At 68.2% G+C, this 25,733-nt stretch carries 16 protein-coding genes and 2 pseudogenes; 13 read left to right on the top strand and 5 right to left on the bottom strand.

Features of this window, described 5'->3' with window-relative positions; translation table 11 throughout:
• Nucleotides 1–11: 11 nt before the first annotated feature.
• Nucleotides 12–2,267, bottom strand: coding sequence for an alpha-1,4-glucan--maltose-1-phosphate maltosyltransferase (locus tag FHX72_RS09190; RefSeq protein WP_235812792.1), 2,256 nt, complete (start codon nt 2,265–2,267; stop codon nt 12–14).
• An 81-nt stretch (nt 2,268–2,348) separates the two neighbouring features.
• On the bottom strand, nt 2,349–4,478 hold the full coding sequence (gene glgX / locus FHX72_RS09195; RefSeq protein WP_183624530.1) for a glycogen debranching protein GlgX: 2,130 nt from the start codon (nt 4,476–4,478) through the stop codon (nt 2,349–2,351).
• A 137-nt stretch (nt 4,479–4,615) separates the two neighbouring features.
• On the opposite strand from glgX, the gene FHX72_RS09200 reads away from it, so the two are divergent.
• The 3 genes and pseudogenes from FHX72_RS09200 (at nt 4,616) to FHX72_RS09215 (ending at nt 8,594) form a co-directional block, all read left to right on the top strand.
• Entirely contained in the window at nt 4,616–5,827 is a 1,212-nt protein-coding gene (locus tag FHX72_RS09200; protein ID WP_068483022.1) for a cysteine desulfurase family protein, read from the top strand.
• 84 nt (nt 5,828–5,911) lie between these two features.
• Nucleotides 5,912–7,795 carry an ABC transporter ATP-binding protein gene (locus tag FHX72_RS09205; RefSeq protein WP_244964172.1) on the top strand — a complete coding sequence of 628 codons (1,884 nt, stop codon included), beginning with the start codon at nt 5,912–5,914 and terminating at the stop codon, nt 7,793–7,795.
• Nucleotides 7,796–7,899: 104 nt separating this feature from the next.
• Nucleotides 7,900–8,594 (top strand): annotated as a pseudogene (locus FHX72_RS09215) (VIT1/CCC1 transporter family protein).
• Between the two features lie 27 nt (nt 8,595–8,621).
• Here FHX72_RS09215 and FHX72_RS09220 read toward each other — a convergent pair.
• Entirely contained in the window at nt 8,622–9,890 is a 1,269-nt protein-coding gene (locus FHX72_RS09220) for an MFS transporter (protein WP_183624536.1), read from the bottom strand.
• 76 nt (nt 9,891–9,966) lie between these two features.
• Here FHX72_RS09220 and FHX72_RS09225 point away from each other — a divergent pair, with 76 nt between their 5' ends.
• Both FHX72_RS09225 and FHX72_RS09230 read left to right on the top strand, forming a co-directional pair.
• Nucleotides 9,967–10,581 (top strand): TetR/AcrR family transcriptional regulator, encoded by a 615-nt coding sequence (locus FHX72_RS09225; RefSeq protein ID WP_068483011.1) that lies wholly within the window; start codon nt 9,967–9,969, stop codon nt 10,579–10,581.
• Nucleotides 10,578–12,218: an MDR family MFS transporter gene (locus FHX72_RS09230; protein ID WP_183624538.1), complete on the top strand. Its 1,641-nt coding sequence runs from the start codon at nt 10,578–10,580 to the stop codon at nt 12,216–12,218. The genes FHX72_RS09225 and FHX72_RS09230 overlap by 4 nt, the downstream gene beginning before the upstream one ends.
• Before the next feature lie 26 nt (nt 12,219–12,244).
• Here FHX72_RS09230 and FHX72_RS19680 read toward each other — a convergent pair whose 3' ends face one another.
• The gene (locus tag FHX72_RS19680) at nt 12,245–13,090 is read right to left on the bottom strand and encodes a DUF2690 domain-containing protein (RefSeq protein WP_068492922.1); all 846 of its coding nucleotides are present in this window, start codon (nt 13,088–13,090) and stop codon (nt 12,245–12,247) included.
• A 111-nt stretch (nt 13,091–13,201) separates the two neighbouring features.
• On the opposite strand from FHX72_RS19680, the gene mnmA reads away from it, so the two are divergent.
• From mnmA to FHX72_RS09275, 8 genes are all read left to right on the top strand, one after another.
• Nucleotides 13,202–14,398 (top strand): tRNA 2-thiouridine(34) synthase MnmA, encoded by a 1,197-nt coding sequence (mnmA, locus tag FHX72_RS09240; RefSeq protein WP_183624540.1) that lies wholly within the window; start codon nt 13,202–13,204, stop codon nt 14,396–14,398.
• Nucleotides 14,395–14,871, top strand: a complete 477-nt coding sequence (locus FHX72_RS09245; RefSeq protein WP_183624542.1) for a G protein-coupled receptor family protein — start codon at nt 14,395–14,397, stop codon at nt 14,869–14,871. Before mnmA ends, FHX72_RS09245 begins: the two co-directional genes overlap by 4 nt.
• Nucleotides 14,868–17,246, top strand: coding sequence for an NAD-dependent DNA ligase LigA (ligA, locus tag FHX72_RS09250; protein WP_183624544.1), 2,379 nt, complete (start codon nt 14,868–14,870; stop codon nt 17,244–17,246). Before FHX72_RS09245 ends, ligA begins: the two co-directional genes overlap by 4 nt.
• 118 nt (nt 17,247–17,364) lie before the next feature.
• Nucleotides 17,365–19,683, top strand: coding sequence for a DUF6882 domain-containing protein (locus FHX72_RS09255; RefSeq protein ID WP_183624546.1), 2,319 nt, complete (start codon nt 17,365–17,367; stop codon nt 19,681–19,683).
• A 76-nt stretch (nt 19,684–19,759) separates the two neighbouring features.
• Complete coding sequence (gatC, locus tag FHX72_RS09260) at nt 19,760–20,059, top strand: Asp-tRNA(Asn)/Glu-tRNA(Gln) amidotransferase subunit GatC (RefSeq protein ID WP_068482991.1); 300 nt, start codon at nt 19,760–19,762, stop codon at nt 20,057–20,059.
• On the top strand, nt 20,056–21,582 hold the full coding sequence (gene gatA / locus FHX72_RS09265) for an Asp-tRNA(Asn)/Glu-tRNA(Gln) amidotransferase subunit GatA (protein ID WP_068492933.1): 1,527 nt from the start codon (nt 20,056–20,058) through the stop codon (nt 21,580–21,582). Before gatC ends, gatA begins: the two co-directional genes overlap by 4 nt.
• On the top strand, nt 21,582–23,096 hold the full coding sequence (gene gatB, locus FHX72_RS09270) for an Asp-tRNA(Asn)/Glu-tRNA(Gln) amidotransferase subunit GatB (protein WP_068482986.1): 1,515 nt from the start codon (nt 21,582–21,584) through the stop codon (nt 23,094–23,096). The genes gatA and gatB overlap by 1 nt, the downstream gene beginning before the upstream one ends.
• 197 nt (nt 23,097–23,293) lie before the next feature.
• Complete coding sequence (locus tag FHX72_RS09275; RefSeq protein ID WP_183624548.1) at nt 23,294–24,745, top strand: hypothetical protein; 1,452 nt, start codon at nt 23,294–23,296, stop codon at nt 24,743–24,745.
• A 65-nt stretch (nt 24,746–24,810) separates the two neighbouring features.
• Here FHX72_RS09275 and FHX72_RS09280 read toward each other — a convergent pair.
• A pseudogene (locus FHX72_RS09280) lies at nt 24,811–25,713 on the bottom strand (IS5 family transposase).
• Between the last annotated feature and the right edge of the window lie 20 nt (nt 25,714–25,733).

Here is a 25,733-nt window from a genome sequence, read left to right on the forward strand (position 1 = left end):
CGGACGACGGGTCAGAGTGCCGAGTGCCTGACGCGCAGGATGTGCGCAGGGAGGATGGAGGGGTCGAGGCGCACGTAGTTCGCGCCGCCCCAGATCCACTCCTGCCCGCTGAGGAGATCTTCCACGCCGAACTCCGTGTCGGACGCGAAGCCGAACTTGGTCTGGTCGATGTAGACCGTCGCCTCTTCGATGCCGGAGTGGTTGAGGTTGACCGCGACGATCACCGTGTTGGAGACGCCGTCAGGGGAGTACTCGGCCGGCAGGTGCTTGGAGAAGACAAGGACGTTCTCGTTGTCGCTGAACTGCACCTCGAAGTTGCGGAGCTGCTGCAGGGCGGGGTTCGCGCGACGCAGCTCGTTGAGCTTCGTGAGGAGCGGCGCAAGCGAGTAGCCGCTGGCCTCCTGGGCGGCCCAGTCCCGCTGCTTGTATTCGTACTTCTCGTTGTCGATGTTTTCCTCGGAGCCGGGGCGCGCCACGTTCTCGGCGAGCTCGAACCCGGCGTAGACGCCCCAGAGCGGTGAGGAGGTGGCGGCGACGATGGCGCGGATCTTGGCCGCGTTCCGCCCACCCTGCTGCAGGTACTCCGTGAGGATGTCCGGGGTGTTGACGAAGAAGTTCGGGCGCAGGAAGTCGCTCGATTCCTTCGACACCTCCGTGAGGTACTCCTCGAGCTCCGTCTTCGTGTTGCGCCACGTGAAGTACGTGTACGACTGCTGGAAGCCGGCCTTGGCGAGTGCGTGCATGACGGCGGGGCGGGTGAACGCCTCGGCGAGGAAGATGACCTCAGGGTGCTTCGCGTTGACTTCGTGGATCAGCCACTCCCAGAACTGCAGCGGCTTCGTGTGCGGGTTGTCGACGCGGAAGATCTTGACGCCGAGTCCGATCCAGTACTCGACCGTGTCGAGCACCTCGGCGTAGAGGCCGTTGCGGTCGCCGTCGAAGTTGATCGGGTAGATGTCCTGGTACTTCTTCGGCGGGTTCTCGGCGTAGGCGATGCTGCCGTCTGGCAGCTGCGTGAACCAGTCAGGGTGCTCGGCGACCCATGGGTGGTCCGGAGTCGCCTGGAGCGCCAGGTCGAGCGCGAGCTCCATGCCGTGGCGCTCGATCTCGCCGACGAAGTAGCGGAAGTCCTCCACGGTGCCGAGGTCCGGGTGGATGTCGCGGTGCCCGCCCTCTGCCGCGCCGATCGCCCAGGGCGAGCCCGGGTCGCCTGGCTCGGTCATGAGCGAGTTGTTCGGGCCCTTGCGGTTCGTGTGGCCGATCGGGTGGATCGGTGGCACGTAGAGCACGTCGAAGTTCATGGCAGCGACTGCAGGGATGCGCTCAGCGGCGGTCCGGAAAGTTCCCGAGGTCCAGCTGCCGTCTGCCGCCTGCTTGGCGCCCTCCGACCGAGGGAAGAACTCGTACCAGGCCGCGTTTCCTGCGAGCGCGCGCTCCACCAGGACGGTCCGCTTCGCCGAACGCGTCACGAGCGAGCGCACGGGGTGAGCCTCGATGACCTCGAGTACGTCCTCGGCGAGGAGCGAGGCGAGGCGGAAGGCCGCGGAACGCGACGTGAAACGCGACGCGGTCGCCGCATCCCGAAGCACGGCGCTCTGGTGATCGGTGAGTTCGGGGTTGGTAGCCGCGCGGTCGACGACCAGCGCCCCGAGCTCGAGCATCACATCGACGTCGATGCCTGCTGGGATCTTGATCTCCGCGTTGTGCTGCCACGTCGCGAAGTCGTCGTTCCAGGCCTCAACCCACCACTCGTGAGGTCCGGCGACGGTGACCTGGGCCTCGGCCAGCCAGGAGTCTGTGCCCTTCGGGCCCGGCTGCATGCGGATGCGCTGAGCCTGCGCCCCATGAGCGTTGATGACCAGCTCGACGCCGATGATGTCGTGTCCTTCTCGGAAGGAGACGCACGAGAACGGGACGACGTCTCCGACGTACCCCTTCGTCGGGAAGAGGTTGTCGACGAGCTGCGGCTGCAGGTCGAGGATCGGGATGCGGCCGATCGCCGGGACGTAGCCCGAGCCAGGGAAGCTGTCTCCGGTCGGCGGCAAGGCGGTGGCCACGGCGGCCTCAGCCGCTGGCTTGGCCGTCGCAGCCTTCGGCTTGCGCGCGCGAGCCGCCTTGGCTGGCGCCTCCGCGGGCACGCTTGTGCTCGCCGTCCCAGCTGCGTCGGGGGCCTGCGCCGCCTTCGGCGAACTGCTCGCGCGCTTCGCGGCTGCCCGACGAGGGCGGCTCGGTGGAATCTGGTCTTCTGACGCTGGTGTCGTTGCCACAACCGAACGCTACCAAAACCCACCCTCATCGGGGCTGTCCGCGTGTCACGGAATGTGAACGACGTCTCGCACCGGGTCAGATCAGAGGTGGTGGTGCAACCGCTCCACGTCCACCGCGTAGACCTGCACGGACGGGCCCTCGATGCCGGTCAGCTGACCTGGCACCAGCACGCGGCTCGCCCCGAGCGCCTCGTCAGGATGCTCGTGCGTCGAATCCCAGAGCAGACGGTAACCGGTGATGTCGTCGACGGCCGGCGTGCGGAGCGCCGCGTCGTCCTCGCTGCCGTGCACGACGATCAGGAGCCGGTCGATGAGCATCCGCACGCCGTCGACGAGCTCGGCGCCCGTGAAGTCTGCGTCGGCTTCCGGGATGTAGGCGTCGAGCAGCACCTGCAGCGTGCGGCCGCCTGGGCCCTGCCACGACCCGTCGCCCATAGGGTTGCCAAGCGCGTCGAACCAGCGGCGTCTCGTGCCGTGCTCGCTGAGGGCGTGCCCATGGTTGAAGCTGCTCGGGCGGAGCACCTGGTGTGCGCCGCGCAGTTCGATGAGTCGGCGCGTGTGCGCGAGCTGCGCGAGCTGGATCTCGCTGAGGTCCCAGGAGAACCACGTGAGCGGCGAATCCTGGTTGTACGGGTTGTTGTTCCCCTTCTGCGACCTCGCAACCTCGTCGCCGGCCGTGAGCATGGGAACGCCCGCGCTCAGGAGCACGGTGCTGAGCAGGTTGCGCATGGTGCGCCTGCGCAGGGTCTCGATGCTGCTGCTGTCGCTCGGCCCCTCGACGCCGAAGTTCCACGAGCGGTTGTCGCCCGTGCCGTCCCGGCCGAGCTCGGCGTTCTGCAAATTGTGCTTGACGTTGTAGGAGACGAGGTCGCGAAGCGTGAAACCGTCGTGGGCCGTCACGAAGTTGACGGAGGCCAGTGGGCCGCGGTCGTCGCTGAACATGTTGGAGGACCCCGCGAAGGAGGTGCTAAAGGCTCCAGCGCCCTCGGGGTGCACGCCGTAGCTGCGCGCCTCCGCGATGTCGCGCACCCAGAACGAGCGGGCGTGGTCACGGAAGCTGTCGTTCCACTCCGACCAGTCCTCGGGGAAATTGCCCGTCTGCCAGCCGCCCATGCCGACGTCCCACGGCTCGGCGATGAGCTTCGTGTCGGCGAGGCGGTCGTCGTTGACGATGGCCTCGAGGAGGGGGTGGTGCCGCTCGAAGGCGTGGTGCGCGTTGCGGCCGAGCGTGGCCGCGAGGTCGAAGCGGAATCCGTCGATGCGGAACTCCTCGACCCAGTACCTCAGCGAGTCGAGGATGAGCTCGCGCACGACCGCCTCTGACGTGTCGAGCGAGTTGCCGCATCCGGTCTCGTCGACCGGGTTGCCGTGCATGTCGTGGCGGTAGTAGGTGGCGTTGTCGAGCCCACGGAACATGGAGGTCTCGTCACCGCGGCCGCCCTCGGACGTGTGGTTGTAGACGACGTCCAGGTAGACCTCGATGCCCGCCGCGTGCAGGTGCTTGACCATGCCCTTGAACTCGCGTGCGACGGCGTGTGGACCAGCGGCGCGGGCGGCGGGGGAGGCGTAGTCGGCGTGCGGCGCGAAGAAGCCGAGTGTGTTGTAGCCCCAGTAGTTCGCCATGCCCTGGCGGCGCAGGAACGACTCGGAGGCGAAGGCGTGCACGGGCAGCAACTCGACCGCCGTGACACCGACGGACTGCAGGTACGCGATCGTGTCCTCGTGGGCGAGGCCCGCGTAGCTGCCCCGCAGCTCCTCAGGCATGTGAGGGGCGAGCTGCGTGAAGCCCTTCACGTGCGCCTCGTACACGACGACGTCGCGCAGAGGGAGGAGCGGGGCGCGCACCTGGCCCCAGTCGAAGGGCTCGGTCTCGACGACCTGGGCGGTCCAGATCGGGACCGCGACGGTGCCGACGTTCGCGACCTGCCTGGCGTACGGCTCGACGAGCAGGCGGTGCTTGTCGAACGCGTTCGTGCCGCTCGAAGGGCCGTCCGCACGCACGGCGTACCGTTGACCATTCACGAGCTCGGCGCACTCCGCCTGCCAGATGCCGCCTGGCATGCTGGCCATCTCGATGGTGCGGGTGACGGTGCCGTCCGCATCCACGAGGCAGAGGGTCATCGCCGTAGCGTGCGTTGAGAACACGCGCAGGCGCGCGATCCCCTGGTGGTGGGTGACGCCGAGGTCGGAGCGGGTCTGTGAATCGAGCATGAGGCCTAAACTGTTCGAATTGAGTGGCTGGTGCCGTCGTAGGGCGGCACCGAGCACGTTCGTGCGCCGACTGATGCGCACAGATCGCGCAATTCTATGTCGAGAGTTAGCAGGTCCCGGGCAGGGCGAGGAGTGAAATGGCCGTTTACCTCGACCACGCGGCGACGACGCCGATGGTGCGGGAGGCGCGGGAAGCGCTCCTCGCCGGACTCGAGCTGACTGGGAATCCGTCGTCGATCCATGGCCACGGGCAGGCTGCGAAGCGGATGCTCGAAGGCGCGAGGGAACGCGTCGCGTCTGCGCTCGGCGCTGATCCGATCGAGGTCGTACTCACGTCCGGCGGGACCGAGGCGATCAACCTCGGGGTCAAGGGTCTCTACTGGGCCAGGCGCCAGCGGGACCCGGCGCTCACTCGCATCCTGGCCCCTCGCGGGGAACACCACGCGACGGTCGACGCAGTGGAGTGGCTCGCGAACCACGAGGGCGCGACCATCGACTGGCTGCCGGTCGATGGGGCCGGACTCGTCGATCTGACGGTTGCTGAACAGCGGATGCGCGAGCACGCCGGTGAGGTCGCCCTCGTCACCGTCATCCTCGCGAACAACGAGGTCGGTTCCATCCAGCCGGTGCGCGCACTCGCTGCGCTGGCGGCGGAGCACGAGATCCCGGTGCACGTCGACGCCGTCGCGGCCTTCGGGCATATCCCGGTGTCGCTGCGGGATCTCGGCGTGGCCGCGCTCAGCGTCTCGGCCCACAAGATCGGCGGGCCAGTCGCGATGGGCGCGCTTGCGCTTGCGCGCGCGCACACCGTTGAAGCCCTCATCCACGGAGGTGGGCAGCAGCGAGGCGTGCGCTCAGGCACGCAGGACGTGCCGGCGGCGCTCGCGTTCGCGGCCGCAACTGACGCGGCGATGTCACGCATGGACGCCGAGGGCGCGCGCCTCGATGCGCTTGCACACCACCTCGCCGACGGGCTCTCGAAGATCCCGGGCGCGCAGCTCCGGGGCGCGCCCCTGGACGGGACGCTCGACGACGCCGGCGTCGAGGTGCAAGCGCGGGTTCCAGGCAACGTGCACTTCACCTTCGACGGCTGCCAGGGCGACTCCCTGCTCTTCCTCCTCGACATGGCGGGCTTCTCCGTCTCGACCGGATCCGCCTGCCAGGCTGGCATCGCCGAGCCGTCGCACGTGCTGCTCGGAATGGGGCTCGACGAGCGCAGCGCGCTCAGCGCGCTGCGTTTCACGCTCGGCGCATCAACGACCGAGGCCGAGATCGACGCGCTCCTCGGCGTGCTCCCGAAAGTCGTCGAGCAGGCGCGAACGGCCGGGTTCTCCGACCGAGCCGTGTAGCCCGACTCGGGTTCCGCCTGCAGCGCATCCAGCCCGCACTGACGTCTGAGTGTCGGCGGATGCGCCTACGCTGACCGCATGACGATGCGAGGCGCAGGAGGCGGGCCGTCAGCCGGAGGGCGCGTGCGCGACGAATCTGTGATCCGTGCGGCGAACGAGCAGGCCCCGGAGATCGATGGCCTGTGGCAGCGCGTGCTCCGCCTGTTCGCGCCCTACCGCGGGAAGATCGCGATCGCGCTTGTGCTTGTGCTCATCACGGCGGCGATCTCCGTGTTGCCCCCGCTGCTCACCGAGCAGGCCTTCGACGTCGGGCTCTTCCCACCCGGTGGCACGGGCCCGAATATCGGCGAGCTGTGGAAGATCGTCGGCCTGATGGCGCTGCTCTGGGTCGCATCGAGCGCGCTCGGGGTCGTGCAGACGTACTTCACGGCGAGCGTCGGCAACTCGGTCATGGGCGATCTTCGAGTGCGCCTGTTCGAGCACCTTCAACGCATGGAACTCGCGTTCTTCACGCGCACCAAGACGGGCGTCATCCAGTCCCGCCTGCAGAACGACGTGGGCGGCGTCGCGTCGACGCTGCAGTCCATGATCACGAGCGTCGTGGGCAACATCGTGACGGTCCTCGCCGCAGTCGTGGCGATGGCCCTGCTGTCGTGGCAGCTCACGATCATCGCGTTTGTGCTCATGCCAGCGCTCGTCTGGGCTCAGCGTCGTGTTGGCCAGGTGCGCGCGCGCATCGCGACGAAGACGCAGGAGTCGCTCTCGGAGATGACGGCGATCACCCAGGAGTCGCTGAGCGTCTCCGGCATCCTGCTCGCGAAATCGTTCGGCCGCGAGGAAGCAGAGGGCCAGCGGTACCGCGCTGAGAACTTCAGGCAGATCGGTCTGCAGGTGAAGCAGACCATGAGCGGGCAGACCTTCTTCGCCTTCGTGTCGATCGTCTTCTCGCTTGTACCAGCCGCGGTCTACATCGTCGGCGCCTACCTCATCACGGGAGGCGTCGACCTGACGGCCGGCGCGATCGTCGCGTTCACGACCGTGCAGACGAGGCTCACGATGCCGCTCATCGGCCTCATGCGCATCGGGCTCGAGGTGCAGACCTCGAAGGCCCTCTTCGCGCGCATCTTCGAGTACCTCGACATGACCCCGGCCATCACACCGTCCTCTGCTCCCGTGCCGCTCGACGCGTCGAAACTCGGCGAGGTCGAGTTCGACCACGTGTCGTTCCGGTACCCGGATGCGGAGACCGACTCGGCGCCGACGCTCGACGATGTGTCGTTCACGGTCCGCCCGGGGGAGTTCGTCGCGTTCGTCGGTCCGAGCGGCGCAGGCAAGACCACGATCGGCTACCTCGTGCCGCGGCTGTACGAGGTCTCAGCTGGTGCCGTGAAGTTCGCAGGCACCGACGTGCGCGACCTCGACCACGACGCGCTCATCGCCAACACGGGAATCGTGAGCCAGGAGAGCTACCTGTTCCACGCGTCGATCGCCGAGAACCTGCGCTTCGCGAAGCCGGATGCGACCCAGGAAGAGATCGAGGAAGCCTGCCGGCAGGCGAATATCCACGAAACGATCTCGAAGTTCCCCGACGGCTACGAGACGCTCGTGGGGGAGCGTGGCTACCGCCTCTCTGGCGGAGAGAAGCAGCGAGTGGCGATCGCCAGAGTGCTCCTCAAGGACCCGGCGGTGCTCGTGCTCGACGAGGCGACGAGCGCACTTGACACACGCTCCGAGCGGTTCGTGCAGCGCGCCCTCGATGCGGCTTCGAGAGGGCGCACGGTGCTCGCGATCGCGCACCGGCTCTCGACGGTCAAGGACGCCGACCTCATCTGCGTCATCGACGAGGGCCGCATCGTTGAGCGAGGGAACCACGCAGAGCTCATGGCCAGGGGCGGTCTCTACGCGGCCCTCCACGCCGAGCAGCACACCGAGCTCGAGGCGCTGCCAGAGCGAGAGGCGCCGCTGTAGCATTGGGCCTCATGGCAACCGAGCTTGGTGCAGTTGTCCGCACCGCGACCGTGGGCTCTTCGGGACGCTGAGCCGTGGTCGAGACCGCCACCGTGCGCAAGTGGGTGCTTGACTCCAACGACGGCATCATCTCGACGACCGGCATCATCCAGGGCTTCGCTGGTGCGGGCGCCAGCGACGAGACCGTGCTGTTCGCGGCCGTGACGCTCATGATCACTGGCGGGCTCTCGCTCGGGGGCTCGGCCTATGCCGAGGCGGCTCAGGACCGAGCCGCGGAACTCGCCATCATCGAGGAGCAGCAACGTCGCCTCGCGATGAGCCCTGACGAAGAACGCGTGGAGCTCCGCGAGCACTACGTCAAGCGTGGCTCGACCCGCGTCTCGCCGACCAGGTCGCGTCGCAGCTGATGACGCGGGACCCGCTCGGCGCGCAGCTCGAAACGGAGTTCGGCATCCTCGACGGCGCGAGCCCCGCCACTCAGCCGTTCTGGATCGCGGTCCGCGGCTTCTTCGCCTTCCTCTGCGGCGCGCTGCCCCTCACGGTTGCCGTCGTCTTCGTCGACGATGCCTGGCGCCTCGCGGCGTCGTTGCTTGTGGTGGTCCTCTCCCTCACGATCACGGGGCTCGTGTCAGCGAGAGCGGGGACCGGCCACCCGCTGAGGGCCGTCATCCGGTCGATCGGAGTCGGCCTGTTCATCGCACTGCTTTCGTACCTTGCCGGCAACGTCTTCGAAGTGGTTGACCAGTTCATCCCGCAGATCGACGTCGACGGTGACGTGGTGCCGAGCCCCAGTCCCTAGCGCACAGCCGCCTCGAGGGGAGTGTGACTAGCGCGCGAGCTGGATCTCGTCCTCGATCTTCCACTTGCCTGCAAGCGCAGGAGCGAGTGGGATGACGGCGAGGGTGAGTACGGCGAGCAGGCCGAGCGAGATCGACCAGTCGCCCGTCGCGGTGGCGAGCACGCTGACCGTGAGCGGGGCAAGGGCCGCGAGTGCGTAGCCGACAAGCTGCACGAAGCCGCTCAGGATCGCGGAGCCGCGCTGTCCTGCCGCCCGCAGTCCGATGAGCGTGAGGCAGATCGGGAAGATGAGCTGGCCGAATCCGATGAGCACAACCCAGAGGACCGGGGCCCCGGTCGGCGCGAAGATGAGCCCCGCGTAGCCCACGGCGAAGCCGGTTGCTGCCGAGATGAGCGGCCAGGTCGTGCCGAGGTGTGTGATGACGAGGGGAGTGGCCAGGGAGAGAGGGATACCCATGGCGGCGAACAACGAGAGGTAGCCGGCGGCCGCCACCGTATCCGCCCCCGCTCGGTCCTGCAGGATCGTTGGCAGCCAGCCGAAGCAGCAGTACGCGTTCATCGAGGAGATCGCGAACGTCGCGGCCAGCGCCCACGCGCGCTTCGAGCGCCAGATGGATTTCGCGGGCTTGGCGCGCGTGCCATCCGGGAGCGTGATCGCACCGGTGCTGGGAGCGACGTGGCCCCGTGCGGCGCGTACCTGGGCGCGCACGAGCAGGACTAGCCAGGGCACGGCGGCTGAGGCCGCGACGACGGCCCACATCGAGAGCGAGGTGCGCCAGCCGGAAGCCAGTGCGACCGGGGCGGCGACGAGCGGCGGAAGCATGGTGCCGAGCGCGACGATGATCGCGTAGGTCGAGGTCATCAGGGGGATGCGCGACCTGAAGTAGGTGACGACAACCGGTGGCAGGAGGATGTTGCCGATTCCCATGCCGAGCAGCGCGACGACGCTGCCGCCGAGGAGGGTCGGGATGTTCGGCGCCGCGCCGCGCAGGAGGTGGCCGGCGATGATCGCGGCGAGGGCGACGACGATGAGGAGCTCGAGACGGACTCGTCGCAGCAGCCAGGGGGTGATGAGCCCGGCGATCGCGAAGGCGACAGGGGGGAGCATCGTCAGCACGCCCGTGGTGGCCCCCTCGAGCGGAAGGTCGGCCGAGATGAGGTCGAAGATCGATGACGCGTTCGTGACGGCCGTCCGCAGGTTCAGAGCGAGGAGGACAAGCGCGAGGACGGCGACTGCCGTCCAGATCCACGGTGACCGCGCGCTGTCCGAGGGGCTCTGGGAGGGGAGACATGACACGAGGTGCAACTGTACCCAGGACCCCCACAGGAACGTTGCACTTGTGAAAGTTTGCACTCATGCATATTCTTGAGTGGTGTCGAACCCAGCCCTCTCCCTCCGCGAACGCAACCGCATCGACTGCTGGCACGCCATCCACGACGCGGCTGCCGACCTCACCATCGAGCGCGGCCTCGACGAGGCGACGATCGACGCCATCAGCGATCGTGCGGGCGTCTCACGCCGGACCTTCTTCAACTACTTCCCGAGCAAGGAAGACGCGGTCCTCGGGATGCAGGCGCCGACTTTGCCAGAGGGGGCGCTCGACGACTACCGCACAGGCGATGGCGACTCGTTCGGCCGCACGATGCGGCTCATGCTCGCCGTTCTCGACTCGGCGATCCCCGACCACGACGACTTCCCGAGGCGACGCACGCTCGCCGACCAGCATCCCGTGCTGGAAGAACGACTCAGGCGCCACATCAGCGCGGCAGAGGACATCGTGCTCGCGATCCTGACGGCGCAGGACGCCGATAGTGAGACCGAGTCCCTCCCGGACGGCATCGAATCAGCCAAGGCGCTCCTGTCGCTCGCCGCGACCATCCTGCGCTTCACGAGCAGGAACGATCCCCAAGGCATCCTCGTCGACCGGGAAGCCGCCATCAACAACTCCATCGACATCTTCCGGAAAGCGATCTCAGAATCTCTATGACGACTCCCCCCAGCATCGATTCGCAGGCGCGCACCGACGCAGCGACCACTGCAGAAGCCACGACGACCCCCGATGCCGGGGCCGTCAAGCCTGCCGCGGTTGCCGATGCTGCTGGCGCCCACAAGCGCAGTATCGTCCCCCTCTTCCTCGGGCTCATGGTCACGATGCTCATGGCCTCCCTCAACAACACGGTGCTCTCCAGCGCCATGCCGACGATCGTCGGCGAGCTGCACGGCGTCGAGCACATGAGCTGGGTCGTGACGTCGTTCATCCTGGCCTCGACGGTCATGATGCCCGTCTACGGCAACCTCTCCGACCTCTTCGGCCGCAAGCCGCTGCTGCTCATCGCCATCGGGCTCTTCATCGCGGGATCCGTCCTGGGCGGGCTCGCCCCGTCGATCGAGCTCCTCATCGGTGCCCGCATCGTGCAGGGGCTCGGCGGTGGCGGCCTCATGATCCTGTCGCAGGCGGCGATCGCGGATGTCGTGCCGGCTCGAGAGCGCGGCAAGTACATGGGTGTCATGGGTGCCGTATTCGCGTTCTCGTCCGTGGCGGGGCCGCTACTCGGCGGCTGGTTCACAGAGGGTCCGGGATGGCGCTGGGTCTTCTGGATCAACCTGCCGCTCGGCGCACTCGCTCTGCTCGCGACGATCTTCCTCCTCCGTCTGCCGAAGCGGCCCGCCCACGAACGCACCCGCATCGACGTCGGCGGGATGGCTCTCATCTCGCTAGCCACCACGGCTCTTGTGCTCGTCGGCACGTGGGGCGGCTCGCAGTACGAGTGGACGTCGCCGACGATCCTGCTCCTGGCTGCGCTCGCGGTGGTCTCGGCGACTGGCTTCGTGTTCGTCGAGCGCAGTGCCGCGAACCCGATCATGCCGCTCGGCATGTTCCGCGACCGCAACTTCATCTTGACGACGATCGCGAGCCTCTCGACGGGCGTCATCATGTTCGGCACGCTCGGCTACATGCCCACGTACCTGCAGATGGTGACGGGGTCCGGCCCGACCGTCTCTGGCCTCCTCATGACCCCGATGATGGGCGCACTGCTCATCACCTCCATCCTGAGCGGTCAGTACGTCTCGCGCACGGGTCGCTACAAGTGGGTGCCGATCGCCGGTTCCGCTGTGCTTGGCGTCGGCCTAGGGGTGCTCTCGTTCGTGACGGTCGACAGCCCCGTCTGGCTCATCTGCGTGGCCCTCGGCGTCATGGGCATCGGGCTCGGAGGCAGCATGCAGCTGCTCACACTCATCGTGCAGAACTCGTTCCCCGCACGCATCGTGGGCACCGCGACGGCAGCGAACAACTATTTCCGCCAGGTCGGCGCGACCCTCGGCTCCGCTGTCGTGGGGTCGGTCTTCGCCGCGCGACTGACGCAGATGGTCGCCGATCGTCTCCCAGCAGGGGCGGCTGCCGAGGACGGCGCAAGCTCGTTCACGCCCGCCGCGATCGCGGAGCTGCCCGACCAACTGCGGGCCATCATCGTCGGGTCGTACAACGAGGCGCTCATCCCGATCTTCCTCGCACTCGTCCCGCTGACAATCATCTCGATCATCGCGCTGTCGTTCCTCCGCGAGAAGCCGCTCGCGACAGGCTCAGAGCCAGCCACGACCACCTCGGCAACCCACATCGGCTGACCCGCGGCTCGGGCTGGGGAGCGTCGTCAGATGCAGAGCTCCGGCCCGAGGTCGATGGTCTCGCCACCGGCCGTCATGGTGGCGAGGCCGCACCAGCGCTCGCTTGTCTCCGGGCTGATCCCGAGGGTCGTGTAGACCGACTGCACGTCGTGGGCAGACACCGACTGGCCGTGCTCCGAGTCGCGGTCGACGGCCGGGTAGACGGACATCGTGAGCTCGTTGCCTGCTGCCATGCCGTCGTACCTGGTGACTCGGCCCCAGACGGCCTTGCAGTTTGTGGAGTACATCATCTGCACCTGCGTCTCGCGATCCCGCATCTCGCTTGCGGCGACCACGGCGTCGTCGCGGCAGATCGTCTGCATAGGGTCCATGCCGTCGGCGATCTCCGCGTACGGGTCCTGCTCGGCGTTGAGCTGTCCGACGCCGAACCAAATGCCGCTCGTCACGGCAGCCGAGACGAGGGCAGCGGCCAGGGTTGTGGTCACGAGCCTGCGCTTCGAGATACCCGCAGACGGAGGGGGCATGAGGGTGGCGGATGCACGGAGCGGCAGCTCCGTGGGCGCCCCAGCTTCCGCATCCTCAGGCGCGGATGCGGCCGACGGCTCGGCGAAGGGCGAAGCCTCGGCGCTTGCCAGCGTCGCGAGCGCGCTCCTGCGCTCGAGCCAGGCGTCTGGCTCGGCGCCGAGCGCCTTGACCAGACGCGCGACGGTTTTCTCCGTCGGCAGGCGGTTTCCAGCGAAGGCGTCTCCCACGACGCTCTTGGAGATGCCCGTCTCGTTGGCGAGCCTCATGATGGTCGGCTTACCCGCTTGTTCGCGCAGCGCCTGGAGGTCCGAGGCGAACGAGGAAGGAGAGTCGGGGATGTCGCTCACGCGTTGCCTGCCTCGGGGTAATCGTCATTCACTGGCGCTGAACATGGTCAAAATACCAGAGTCGGGAGGCGGCCCAGGGGCGCTGTCGGAGGCCCGACGTACACTTATGCGGTGAAAGTTCTAGCCGCAATGAGCGGCGGGGTCGATTCCGCTGTCGCAGCAGCCCGAGCCGTCGAGGCCGGGCACGAAGTCATCGGCGTGCACCTCGCCCTCTCCCGAATGCCAGGTACCCTCCGCACGGGGTCGCGGGGGTGCTGCACCATCGAAGACTCGATGGACGCGCGCCGTGCCGCCGACCTCCTTGGCATCCCCTTCTACGTGTGGGACTTCTCCGAGCGCTTCAAGCTCGACGTCGTCGACGACTTCATCGCGGAGTACAGCGCGGGACGCACGCCGAACCCGTGCATGCGCTGTAACGAGAAGATCAAGTTCGCCGCCCTCCTCGAGAAGGCCATCGACCTCGGGTTCGACGCGGTGTGCACCGGGCACTACGCGACACTCGAGACGGGCGATGACGGGTTGATTGAGCTGCACCGCGCGAGCGCGTGGGCAAAAGACCAGTCGTACGTGCTCGGGGTACTCACTCAGCAGCAGCTCGAGCACTGCTACTTCCCATTGGGGGACACCCCCTCGAAGGACCTCATCCGCGCAGAGGCAGCAGAGCGCGGCATCAGTGTGGCTCAGAAGCCCGACTCGCACGACATCTGCTTCATCCCTGACGGCGATACCAGGGGATGGCTCGGCGACCGCATCGGAACCGCGACCGGCGAGGTCGTGGACAGCGCGGGCGCGAAGCTCGGCGAGCATGACGGTGCCACGGCCTACACCGTGGGCCAGCGCAAGGGGCTCCGCCTCGGCGTCCCCGCCCCTGACGGCAAGCCCCGCTTTGTCCTCGAGATCCGTCCGAAGACCAACGAGGTTGTCGTTGGGCCCAAGGAGGCCCTCAACATCGCGGAGATCGCGGGTCAGCGGATGAGCTGGACGGGCGCCGCGAGGGCAGAGGCCGACGGGGAGTTCCGTTGTGACGTGCAGATCCGTGCGCACGCCGACCCGGTGCCCGCGACTGCGCGGGTGAGTGCGAGCGCTGAGAGCACGCGAGACGACGCGACGATTCCAGGCGTCGAGTGGAGTGTCATCGTGGATGAGCCGCTCGTCGGCGTCGCCCCAGGTCAGACTGCCGTTGTCTACGTCGGCACGCGAGTGCTCGGCCAGTTCACGATCGATCGCACGGTCAGCGCGGTTCAGAGCGACGAGACCGTCGCAGGGGAAGCCAAGGTGCAGAGCGCGGACGGGCAGGAAGCAGCATGAGCATGCAGGCAGAGGGCTCCGTACTGAAGGACGGAGAGGCGATGGATCTGCTGACCGACCGTGCTGAGCGCTGGGCGGGGAAGTACAAGAACCTCTCCGATCCGGAACGGTGGCGCAGCGACTACGACGAGCACTTCACTGCCCCCGCGCTGCAGCTCGCCAAGCGGTGCACGCTCGAGGCCCGTCCGTTCGGCGCAAAGGACTGGATCCTCGCGTTTGTGCTCTGGTTCCTCATCGGCGGCACGGTCTTCCTCGCCTCGAACTTCCTCATGCAGCTCGAACCGACCTGGCAGATCGTCTTCGCGATCTTCGCGGCGCTCATCGCGGTCGTCGGCATCGTCCAGAGCTACCTCGAGACCACCAGCGAGAAGCGTGCGGCGAAGCGACTGAGCGCGAAACACGAGTGGCTCCTCAACGTGAGCCGCAAGGCCGCGCTGGCGACGCTCAACTCGCGCTCGGGAGCGGCAGCATGACCTCGTTCGAGGACGCACGCGTTCGCGTTGACGAGTTGCGGGAGCTGGTCGCCGGCTACCAGGCTGCCTACTACGAGCGCGACGCACAACTCGTCTCAGACGCCGAATACGACGGGCTCGTCCGCGAGCTCGACGCCCTGGAGCGCGAGCACCCCGAGCTGCAGTCGCAGGACTCCCCGACGCAGACCGTCGGCGGCGGCGTTGCCGAGGGGCTGCGCCCCATCGAGCACGCGGAGCGGATGCTCTCGCTCGACAACGTCTTCTCCATCGAAGAGCTGCGCGAGTGGTGCGCAAAGACCGAGGCGTCCGCGGGACGACGCGTCGACTGGCTGACCGAGCTGAAGATCGACGGCCTCGCCATCGCCCTGCGCTACGAGCACGGCAAGCTCGTGACCGCCGCGACGCGTGGCGACGGACGCACGGGCGAGGAAGTCACGCAGAACGCCCTGCAGATCGACGGAATCCCCGCGACGCTGTCCGGCGAGGGGCATCCGCCGATCGTCGAGGTGCGTGGCGAGGTCTTCATCCCGGTCGCCGCCTTCACGGCGCTCAACGAGTTCCAGGCCTCGCTCCGGCCCCGTGCCGTCGAGGAATACCGGGCACGATGGGAAGCGCGCCCGGCCGCATCCCGCGGTGAATTCGACGAGGAAGCCGAGCTGGCTCGAGCCACGAAGCGCTTCCCGGACTTCGCCAACCCCCGCAACGCCGCGAGTGGCGGACTGCGCCAGCAGCTCGAGAAGAAGAGCGGCCTCGAGCGCGAGGCGGGAGAGCTTCGCCTCCACTCGCTGCAGATGTACGTGCACGGCATCGGTGCCTGGCCGTCGCCCCCCGTTGAGTCGCAGAGCCAGATCTACGAGCTCCTCGCCGGCTGGGGTCTGCCCGTGACGCCGTACGCCAAGGTCAATGCATCCGTCGACGACGTCGTCGAGTTCGTCGAGCACTACGGCGCTGAGCGACACTCGGTGGAGCACGAGCTCGACGGCATCGTCGTGAAGGTCGACGAGCTCGACCTGCACGACGAGCTCGGCATGACGAGTCGCGCGCCTCGCTGGGCGATCGCCTACAAGTACCCGCCAGAGGAAGTGCACACCAAGCTCCTCGACATCGCGGCGAGCGTCGGTCGCACGGGCCGGGTCACTCCGTTCGCCATCATGGCGCCGGTCAAGGTCGCGGGCAGCGTCGTCCGCATGGCCACCCTCCACAATCAGGACGTGGTGCGCGCCAAGGGCGTGAAGATCGGCGACACCGTCGTGCTCCGCAAGGCCGGTGACGTGATCCCCGAGGTGCTCGGCCCCGTGCTCGAACTGCGCGGCGACGACGTACGCGACTTCGTCATGCCAAGCGACTGCCCCGAGTGCGGCACGCCGCTGCGGCCCATGAAGGAGGGCGACGTCGACCTGCGCTGCCCGAACGCGCGGTCCTGCCCCGCCCAGGTGCGCGGGCGCGTCGAGCACATCGGCTCGCGTGGTGGGCTCGACGTGGATGCGCTCGGAGAGGTCACGGCCGCGGCCTTGACCCAGCCGACCGTGCCGGAGCAGCCGCCGCTCGAGACGGAAGCGCGGCTGTTCGCGCTCACGCTCGAGGAGCTCGTGCCCATCGAGGTCGTCGTGCGCGACTCTGAGACCGGCGAGCCGAAGACTGACGAGGAGACGGGCGAGCTCATTCGTCGCGCTCCGTTCCAGAAGGTCTCCCTCGTCTACCCGCCAGGCTCCGAGGAGTTGACGCCGGCGGAGCGGCGCAAGGCGCGGATCAAGAAGGACTTCAGGCTCGTGGAGCCCTCGAAGCAGGCCACGACCCTGCTCGAGCAGCTCGAGGTTGCCAAGACGAAGGACCTCTGGCGCCAGCTCGTTTCGCTCAACATCCGCCACGTCGGCCCCGTCGCGGCGCGCGCGCTCGCCGACTGGTTCGGCTCGCTCGAGGCCATCGAGGCGGCACCCGCCGAGGAGCTCGCCCAGGTCGAGGGCGTGGGGCCGACGATCGCCGACGCCATCGTCGAGTGGCTCGCCGAAGACTGGCACCGGGACATCATCGAGGCCTGGCGAGCGGCGGGAGTTCGCTTCGCGACCCCAGGACACCCAGGTCCCGGGGCGATGACCAGCACGGAGGGTCCGCTCTCAGGCCTGAGCGTCGTCGCGACGGGAACGCTCGAGGGATTCACGCGCGACGGCGCGAAGGAAGCCATCATCACCGCAGGCGGCAAGGCGGCCGGAAGCGTGTCGAAGAAGACCGACTTCGTTGCAGCCGGCCCAGGAGCAGGCTCGAAGCTCACGAAGGCGGAGGAACTCGGCATCCCGATTCTCGACGCGGACGGCTTCCGTCTGCTCCTCGAGGGCGGGCCGAGCGCCGTCGAGCACCTGCGGGCCGAAGCCGAATGAGCGCCCCTCTGGCGTCCACGACCGCGGGCAGGCTCCGAGGATCCGGCACGGTGTCTCGGCTACAGTGTGCAGGCCGTGGCATCGGCTCGCCGCGGGGGAATGGGGAACCATGCTCAATGTGAGCTTGCAGGAACTGGCAGACGACGCCGCCATCCTTCACTTCGACGCGCAGGCGCAGCTCACCGGGCAGCTCGGCGACGCCGGATGGGATGTCGACCTCACCGCACCTTCGATCACCTATCAGACGCAGCCGTCGGCGACGGTGCTCCCAGTGCAGCTCATCGGCAGCGTCGCGCAGAGCGCTGGCACGTGGATGTGGGGCTGGAACAACGTCAACAACTTCCCGGAGCAGGCCATTGAGCTCGCCGGGCGAGTGCGCTCGTTTGTGATCGACGGAGGGCCCGAGCAGCTCTCGTCGTCCGTTGTGAAGACCGACGAGACCGCGCCACTGTTGCTCGTCCTGGCTGCCAAGGCGCTCACGAGGTCACGCGACAGCGTCGTGGTCGAGGCTGCTCCGGGCGTGCAGGTGCACCTCATGGTGCAGGCGGGCCCTGACACCCAGACCTCCGCCGACCGGGCGACGCGCGCCATTCTCGACGCCCTCGACTCCGGCGTCCTCGGCGACCACGTGCGCGCACTGCACTCCTACGCGGCGCGCAGCGACGCGCGGCTGCAGCGCACAGGGGAATCGAGCTACGAGCTCGTCACGGGCGACGGAGCGGTCGAGATCACGCTCGACGACGCACAGCGCATCCTCGTTGTGCGGGTTGCGCCGGGCTCCGAGGCCGTCGGAAGCGACACCGAAGTCCCGCCAGAAGCGGCCCTGGAGCCTGATTCGACCGTGGAGCCTGATTCGACCGTGCGGTCCGAGTTCGAGTCCGTCGCCGAACTAGAGTCTGCTCCCGAGCCCATCGCGGAGGCGGAGTCTGCTCCCGTGCCCGTGCCGGTCGCTATCTCACTCGAGAAGGAGCCCCTCCCCGTGGTTCCTGAGGAGCGCGAACCCGCGCCAGATCACGCGTCTGAGTCCGAGTCTGCGCCCGCATCCGAGTTTGCGTTCGCATCTGCGTCTGAGCTCCCATCTGCGTCTGCACCTGTGTCCCCGTCGGTATCGGCGCCGGTCGCCGGGTTGGACCAGGCACCGTCGGATGCACCCCAGGAACCCCTGCACGAGCTCCAGACCTCGGATGTCCAGCCAGCGCCCGTTCCCGTGGTCCCGCCAGCTGGCCTCGCCGCACCGACACCTCCGGTAGTCCCGGCCTCTGCGCCGTACGTCGAGGCGCCGCGCCGCCCAGAGCGGTCGACGGGAGGGGCGGTCTCCAGCGACCCCGCACTGCCCTCTGCGCAGTCGCCGGCGCCGGGCGCGCCGTGGCAGCCGTTCGATGCCTCGCCCCGCTGGGAGCGCACGCCTCCGTCTGCGGTGGCGCCCGCGGGAGGTCCACCTCCAGTGCCAGCGCCCGCACCCGGTGAGGGAGCAGCGCAAGGCTTCCTCCCGCCGTATCTGGCCAACCCGCCGCAGGCCGCGCCCTCCGCGTCCGGAGCCCCGCCCGCACAGGGCGGGCCGTCCGGTCAGTTCGGTCGTCCAGCCGCCTACGGTCAGCCGTCACAGTTCGGCCAGCCGGGTCAGCCGCACCCGCAGCAGGGCCAGTTCGGCAATCTGGGGTACCCGAGCAGCCAAGCCCACCAGGGCAACCCGGCGCAGCCCGGCTACCAGGGCAATCAGGGTCAGTTCGGGAATCAGGGTCAGCCGCCGCAGCAGGGCTGGCCGCAGCAGGCTCCCCAGCAGGGGCAGCCGTGGCCGCAGGGTCAGCCCCCTCAGCAGGGCCAGCCACCGCTGCAGGGGCGGCCGCCCCAGCAACCCGGCTCGTGGCAGCGGCCTCAGGTGCAGCCGCCCGTCTCAGGATCCGAGTATGGAAGGGCGCCCCAGCAACAGCGCCAGCCCTATCCCGGTCAACCGCAGGGCGGTCCCCAGCAGGGGCAGCCGTTGCAGGGCCAGCAGGGCGCTGGGAACCAGTACCCGGGAAACCAGTTCCCCGGTACCCAGTTCCCGGGGCAGCCGGGCGGCTTCGACCCACGGCAGCAGGGCCAGCCACAGCAGTTCCAGCAGTCACAGCAATTCCCACAGTCGCGTCAATCTCAGACGCGACCGCAGGAGGGCGGCTGGAATGGCCAGCCTCCGTATGGGCAGGCTCCGCAGGGGCAGGTCCCGTTCGGGCAACCACCACAGGGGCAGCCCCCGTACGGGCAGGCGCCGCAGGGCCAGCCACCCCGCCAAGGGCAGTACCCCCACCAGGCGCCACAGCAGGGCCAGGCGCCGTATCCCGGGCAGCAGCCCTACCCCGGACAAGCACCGCAGCAGGGACAGCCCGGGTACGACCCCCGCTGGCCAGGCAACGGCCAGCCACCCTTCCCGCCACACCAGCAGCCACCACGCCAGTAGCCAGGCGTCGAGCACGGTCGCGCCTCGTGCGCGGCCTAGACTTGTCCAGCCCTGGCCGACGCACTATCGGAGACGAATGACCGACATCACTGCCGCCGACGTTGAGCACCTCGCTCAGCTCGCACGCATCGACCTCGCAGAAGGCGAGATCGAGCGCGTCACCGGCGAACTCATCGAGATCCAGCACCTCATCCAGAAAGTGCAGGAGGTGGCAACGCCAGACGTCAAGGTGACAACTCACCCGATCGCCATGCACAACGTGACTCGTGCTGACGAGGCCGGCGAGCCGCTGGACCGCGACGCCGCGCTCGCGGGCGCACCGGACAGCGACGGGACCCGATTCCGCGTGACCGCAATCCTGGGGGAAGAGCAGTGAGCGTCGACATCACGCGCCTGAATGCGACCGACCTGGCCGCAGCGATCGCCGCGGGCAGCATCAGCTCGATCGAAGCGACGACCGCTCACCTTGAGCGCATCGAGGCCGTCGACGGTGACGTCCACGCGTTCCTCCACGTCGACGCCGACTCTGCGCTTGCCGCAGCGGGACGTGTCGACGCAAAACGCCAGGCAGGCGAGAAGCTCGCGCCGTTGGCTGGTGTCCCCGTCGCCGTCAAGGACAACATCGCCACGAAGGGCACGCCGACAACCGCCGGCTCGCGCATCCTCGAAGGCTGGATCCCCCCGTACGACGCCACCGTCGTCGAGCGTCTCCGAGGTGACGACCTCGTCATCATCGGCAAGACCAACCTCGACGAGTTCGCGATGGGCTCCTCCACGGAGCACTCCGCGTACGGCGCCACGCACAACCCGTGGGACCTCGAGCGCATTCCAGGTGGCTCCGGCGGAGGCTCCGCCGCAGCTGTCGCCGCCTACGAGGCGCCACTTGCGCTCGGAACCGACACGGGCGGGTCCATCCGCCAGCCCGCATCCGTCACCGGGACCGTCGGCATGAAGCCCACCTACGGCGGAGTCAGCCGCTACGGTGCGCTCGCGCTTGGCTCCTCGCTCGACCAGATCGGGCCAGCAGCACGCAACGTGCTCGACACCGCAGCACTCCACGACGTGCTCGCGGGGCATGACCGCCGCGACTCCACCTCGCTGACGGGAGAGTGGCCGTCGTTCACCGACGCCGCGCTCGCCGGTCGCCAGGTGGACTCCGTTCGTGGTCTTCGCATCGGTGTGCCGAAGCAGATCGCTGACGGCGCTGGCTTTGAGCCAGGCGTCACGCAGCGCTTCCAGGAGGCGCTCGCCGCGCTCGAGGAGCGCGGCGCGATCATCTCCTGGATCGAGACGCCACACTTCGAGTACGCGGTCGCCGCGTACTACCTGATCATGCCGGCGGAAGCATCGAGCAACCTCGCCCGGTACGACTCCGTGCGCTTCGGGCTGCGAGTTACCGACGCTTCCGCGACCACCGTCGAGAAGGTCATGTCGGCAACGCGAAGCAAGGGCTTCGGGGCTGAGGCGAAGCGCCGCATCCTGCTCGGCACCTACGCACTCTCGGCCGGCTACTACGACGCCTTCTACGGCTCGGCGCAGAAGGTTCGCACGCTCGTGCAGCAGGACTTCGCCGCCGCATTCGCCGAGGTCGACGTGCTCGCCGCGCCCACCTCGCCGACCACGGCGTACAAGCTCGGCGAGAAGGCCGAAGACCCGACCGCGATGTACCTCGCGGACCTCACGACGATCCCCGCAAACCTCGCGGGTGTCCCCGGCATCTCCGTGCCTGGTGGCCTTGCGCCCGAGAACGGGCTGCCCGTCGGTATCCAGTTCATGGCGGCAGCCCGTGACGACGCGCGCCTCTACACGGTGGCCGCGGCACTCGAACAGACTCTCGAAGATCGATGGGGCGGACCCCTGCTCGCGCAGGCCCCCCAGCTGAAGGCAGGTGCACGCTGATGGCCAAGCCAGAGCTGATGGACTACGACCGCGCGCTCGAACTCTACGAGCCCGTCATCGGTCTCGAGGTGCACGTCGAACTCGGCACCAAGACCAAGATGTTCTCCGACACCCCGAACCACTCGGGCAACGAGGTTGGCGGCGAGCCGAACACCAACATCGGACCCGTCGATCTGGGACTCCCAGGCACGCTGCCCGTCGTCAACGAGCAGGCCGTCCGCTACTCGATCGCGCTCGGGCTGGCGCTCGGCTGCGAGATCGCCGAGGTCTCGGGCTTCGCTCGAAAGAACTACTTCTACCCGGACAACCCGAAGAACTACCAGATCTCGCAGTACGACGACCCCATCGCGTTCGACGGCGAGGTCGAGGTCGAGCTCGAAGACGGCACCGTGTTCCACGTGCCGATCGAGCGCGCCCACATGGAAGAGGATGCCGGCAAGCTCACACACGTCGGCGGCTCGACCGGGCGCATCCAGGGTGCCGAGTACTCGCTTGTCGACTACAACCGCGCCGGTGTGCCGCTCGTCGAGATCGTGACGCGGCCAATCTTCGGCGGCGAGGCCCAGACGCCGCAGCTCGCGGCGGCCTACGTCTCGACCATCCGCGACATCGTGCGGGCGCTTGGGGTCTCCGAGGCCCGCATGGAGCGCGGCAACCTGCGCTGTGACGCGAACGTCTCGCTGCGCCCGCGTGGCGAGGAGAAGCTCGGAACGCGCACGGAGACGAAGAACGTCAACTCGTTCAGGTCGATCGAGCGCGCCGTCCGCTACGAGATCCAGCGCCAGGCTGCCCTGCTCGCTGCCGGAGGCAGCATCACGCAGGAGACGCGCCACTGGCACGAGGACACGGGACGCACCTCGTCCGGGCGCCCGAAGTCGGACGCCGACGACTACCGGTACTTCCCGGAGCCAGACCTCATGCCGCTGCGACCCAGTCGCGAGCTTGTCGAGGAGCTTCGGGCAACGCTCCCAGAAGCACCCGTGGCGCGTCGCCGCCGCCTCAAGGCGGAGTGGGGCTTCGCCGACCAGGAGTTCCAGGACATCGCGAACGCTGGCCTCCTCGAGGTCGTTGACGCGACCGTCGCGGCAGGGGCGACGGCGGCTGGCGCGAAGAAGTGGTGGATGGGCGAACTCTCGCGTATCGCCAACGATCGCGGCGTGCAGGCCACAGACCTGGCGACGCCGGAGCAGATCGCCGAGCTCGACGGCCTCATCACCGCGGGCACAGTCAACGACCGGCTCGCTCGCGACGTGCTCGAGGGAGTGCTCGCAGGTGAAGGCTCGCCCGCCGAGGTCGTCGAGTCGCGTGGGCTCGCCGTCGTCAGCGACGACGGACCGCTCATCGAAGCGATCGACGCGGCCCTCGCGCAGCAGCCTGACGTGCTCGCGAAGATCCGCGACGGCAAGGTACAGGCCGCGGGTGCGGTCATCGGCGCCGTCATGAAGGCGATGAAGGGCAAGGCGGACGCAGCGCGCGTCCGCGAGCTCGTGCTGGAGCGCGCGCAGAACTCATAGGACTCAGACGTCGTACACCGAGGAATTGTCGGGAACGACCTAGGTGCTGCTGTGGCTCTGACGATAACGTCAGAGCCACAGTGGCCTCGGTGAACGGAGAAGTGAATCGTATGGGCAAGAAATCTGGAAAGAAATCTCGAGTCGAGCGACCCGACGCCACCCAGGGTGGGCCCCGGGCGAAGGTCAAAAAGGAGCGGGTGCAGCCGCCCAAGACGGTGCTGCGTCCTGGCGCCGGTGAAGAGGCTGGAGACCTGACTGTCGTTGCCCCCGTGGCTGCTGTCGACGCCGCGCCCACGAAGCAGGGAAAGCGCGACAAGAAGTCCAAGTCGGGCAAGAAGGCAACGTCGGCTAAGAGCGACAAGGTCGAGAAGCAAGAAGAGGCTGATACCTCAGGCAAGAACGACAAGTCAGGCAAGAACGACAAGTCGGGCAAGAACGACAAGTCCGGCAAGAAAGACAAAGCCGGCAAGAAAGACAGAGCCGGCGGGAAAGCGAAGAAGAGCAAGATCGACCAGCTCGATGCGCCGGAGGTGTCCGAGGGCGAGAAGAATCCTGCGGACGCGGAGGCCGCTGCGACAGTGGCCTCGCCCGAGCAACCAGCCGCGAAGCCGGCGAAGCTCTCGAAAGCCCCCAGGGCCAGCAAGCAGTCGAGCGAGCCCTCGGCGGCGGTGACACCCGGCGAGACCGGGAAGGCTTCGGCGAAGAAGCCAGTCAAGCCCGCCTCGTCGGACGCCAAGAAGTCGAACGTCAAGGCGGATGCCGGCGACAAGAAGCACACGGTTCGCGTCGCGTCGCTGCTCTCCGAACAGAGCGACGGCGCTCACGGCTTCGCGAGGTTCATCCAGGCCATGCCAGGCATCGTCGCGCTCGTCGAACAGCATGAGACGCCGGTGCACCGTGCCGTCTTCGACAGCTATGTGACCGCGGTGGTCGAGTTCGGCGTCGACGCTGCTGACCTCGCGTCGATCGATATCCGAACGTCGGCGCCCGACGCTCTGACGGCTGCGGAGCCGGCTCCGGCTGCGGGCCGGAGCGGCTCGGCGCGTGCCAGCGGGTCCTCCGCGGGATCGGTCAGGGCCGGACGAACGCGCCGCCCGTCCGGGATCAATAGCGCCCAGCCTGAGGTTGCGCAATCGCCGGATGCCACCAGCGGGCAGAAGGCGGGCGGTTCTCCGACGGTGGCGAAGCCGGAGCAGGTGCGCAGCCCACGCTCGTCCGTTCGGGCCTCCACCAGGGCCGGCGCGGGCCAGACTCGAGCCTCGGCCGCCAAGGTCGCCACGGAATCGGCCGCGGGGAGCCGCGCGGGAACGACGCCGATCGCCTCCCGCACGCGGGCCGGTGCTCGCGGCGGCGCCGGGAGTCGTTCCCGCGCCGCCGCTCGGGTGAAGAGCCTCGAGGAGCTCGCCGCCGAGCTCAAGCCGACGAACAACGGGCAGCGCATCGCTCTTGCCATCGCGTCCATCCTGCGCGGCGACGGCGAGGTCTCTGCGTCGTCGATCTCCGGCGAATTCGAGCGCATGACGTGGCGAGTGCCCGTCAACGTTGCCGCGTCGATTCGGCAGGCGGCACGTGCTGGGCTTGTGGACCTCGAGGGCCCGACCGGCACACGCCTGACACCCGCCGGTGAGCGGTACGTCGCCGGAAGCTGAGCCCGAGCTACCCGGCACGCAGAGAGCCCGCCCCGCAGGCGGCGGGCTCTTGCCTGTTCTCGGCGCTAGGGCATGTCTGACAAAGCCTTGGTCCAGGCAATCACCGCGTTCAGGACGGCGGCTGCGCGGTAGACGAGGGCGAGTTTGTCGTAGCGCGTGGCGAGTCCACGCCATTGCTTGAGGTGACAGAAGCGACGCTCGATGACGTTGCGACCGCGGTAGTCGTCCCGGTCGTAACCGACGGGGCGACCGCCGCGGGAACCGCGCCGTTTCCGGTTCCCTTGCTGGTCGGCGGGCTCCGGAATCACCGACCGGATCCCGCGCTCACGCAGGTGCGCGCGAATCGCCCGCGAGGAGTAGGCCTTGTCGCCTCGGACTGCGTCGGGTCTCGTCCGAGGACGCCCGAGCGGGCGAGCGGGCGAGCGACGCGCAACTGTTCGAGCAGCGGCAGGAACATCGGGGAATCACCCGCCTGCCCTGGCGTGACCTCGATCACCAACGGCAGCCCGGACCCATCCACGAGCTGGTGGATCTTGGTCGAGAGCCCGCCTCTGGAGCGGCCGATCGCGTGATCAGGCGGCTCGACGAGCGGATTCTTGTAATTCGATGAAGCCCCCTGTGAGACGGGTGACGTTCGTTGCGTGCTGGTGCGCACGAGCGATCGTCGAGTCGACCGAGATCGACCAATCGATGACCCCCGCGCTGTCAGCGGCCGCGGTCAGCTTCGCGAGCACGCGATCCCAGCTCCCATCCGCAGCCATACGACGATGCCAGGTCCACACCGTCTGCCACGGACCGAACACCTCGGGAAGATCACGCCACGCGATTCCCGTCCGATACCGGTACGCGATTGCCTCGACCATCGTCCGAGCACCAGAAAACTTCCGCCCGGGCCGCCCAGTCGGGGCGGGCAACAAACCCTCGATCAACGACCACTGCACATCCGAAAGCAACTGAAACCTCGACACCCAGCAAGCCTCTCAACGAA

Source organism: Pseudoclavibacter helvolus (genome assembly GCF_014191305.1).
GTDB lineage: Bacteria > Actinomycetota > Actinomycetes > Actinomycetales > Microbacteriaceae > Pseudoclavibacter > Pseudoclavibacter helvolus.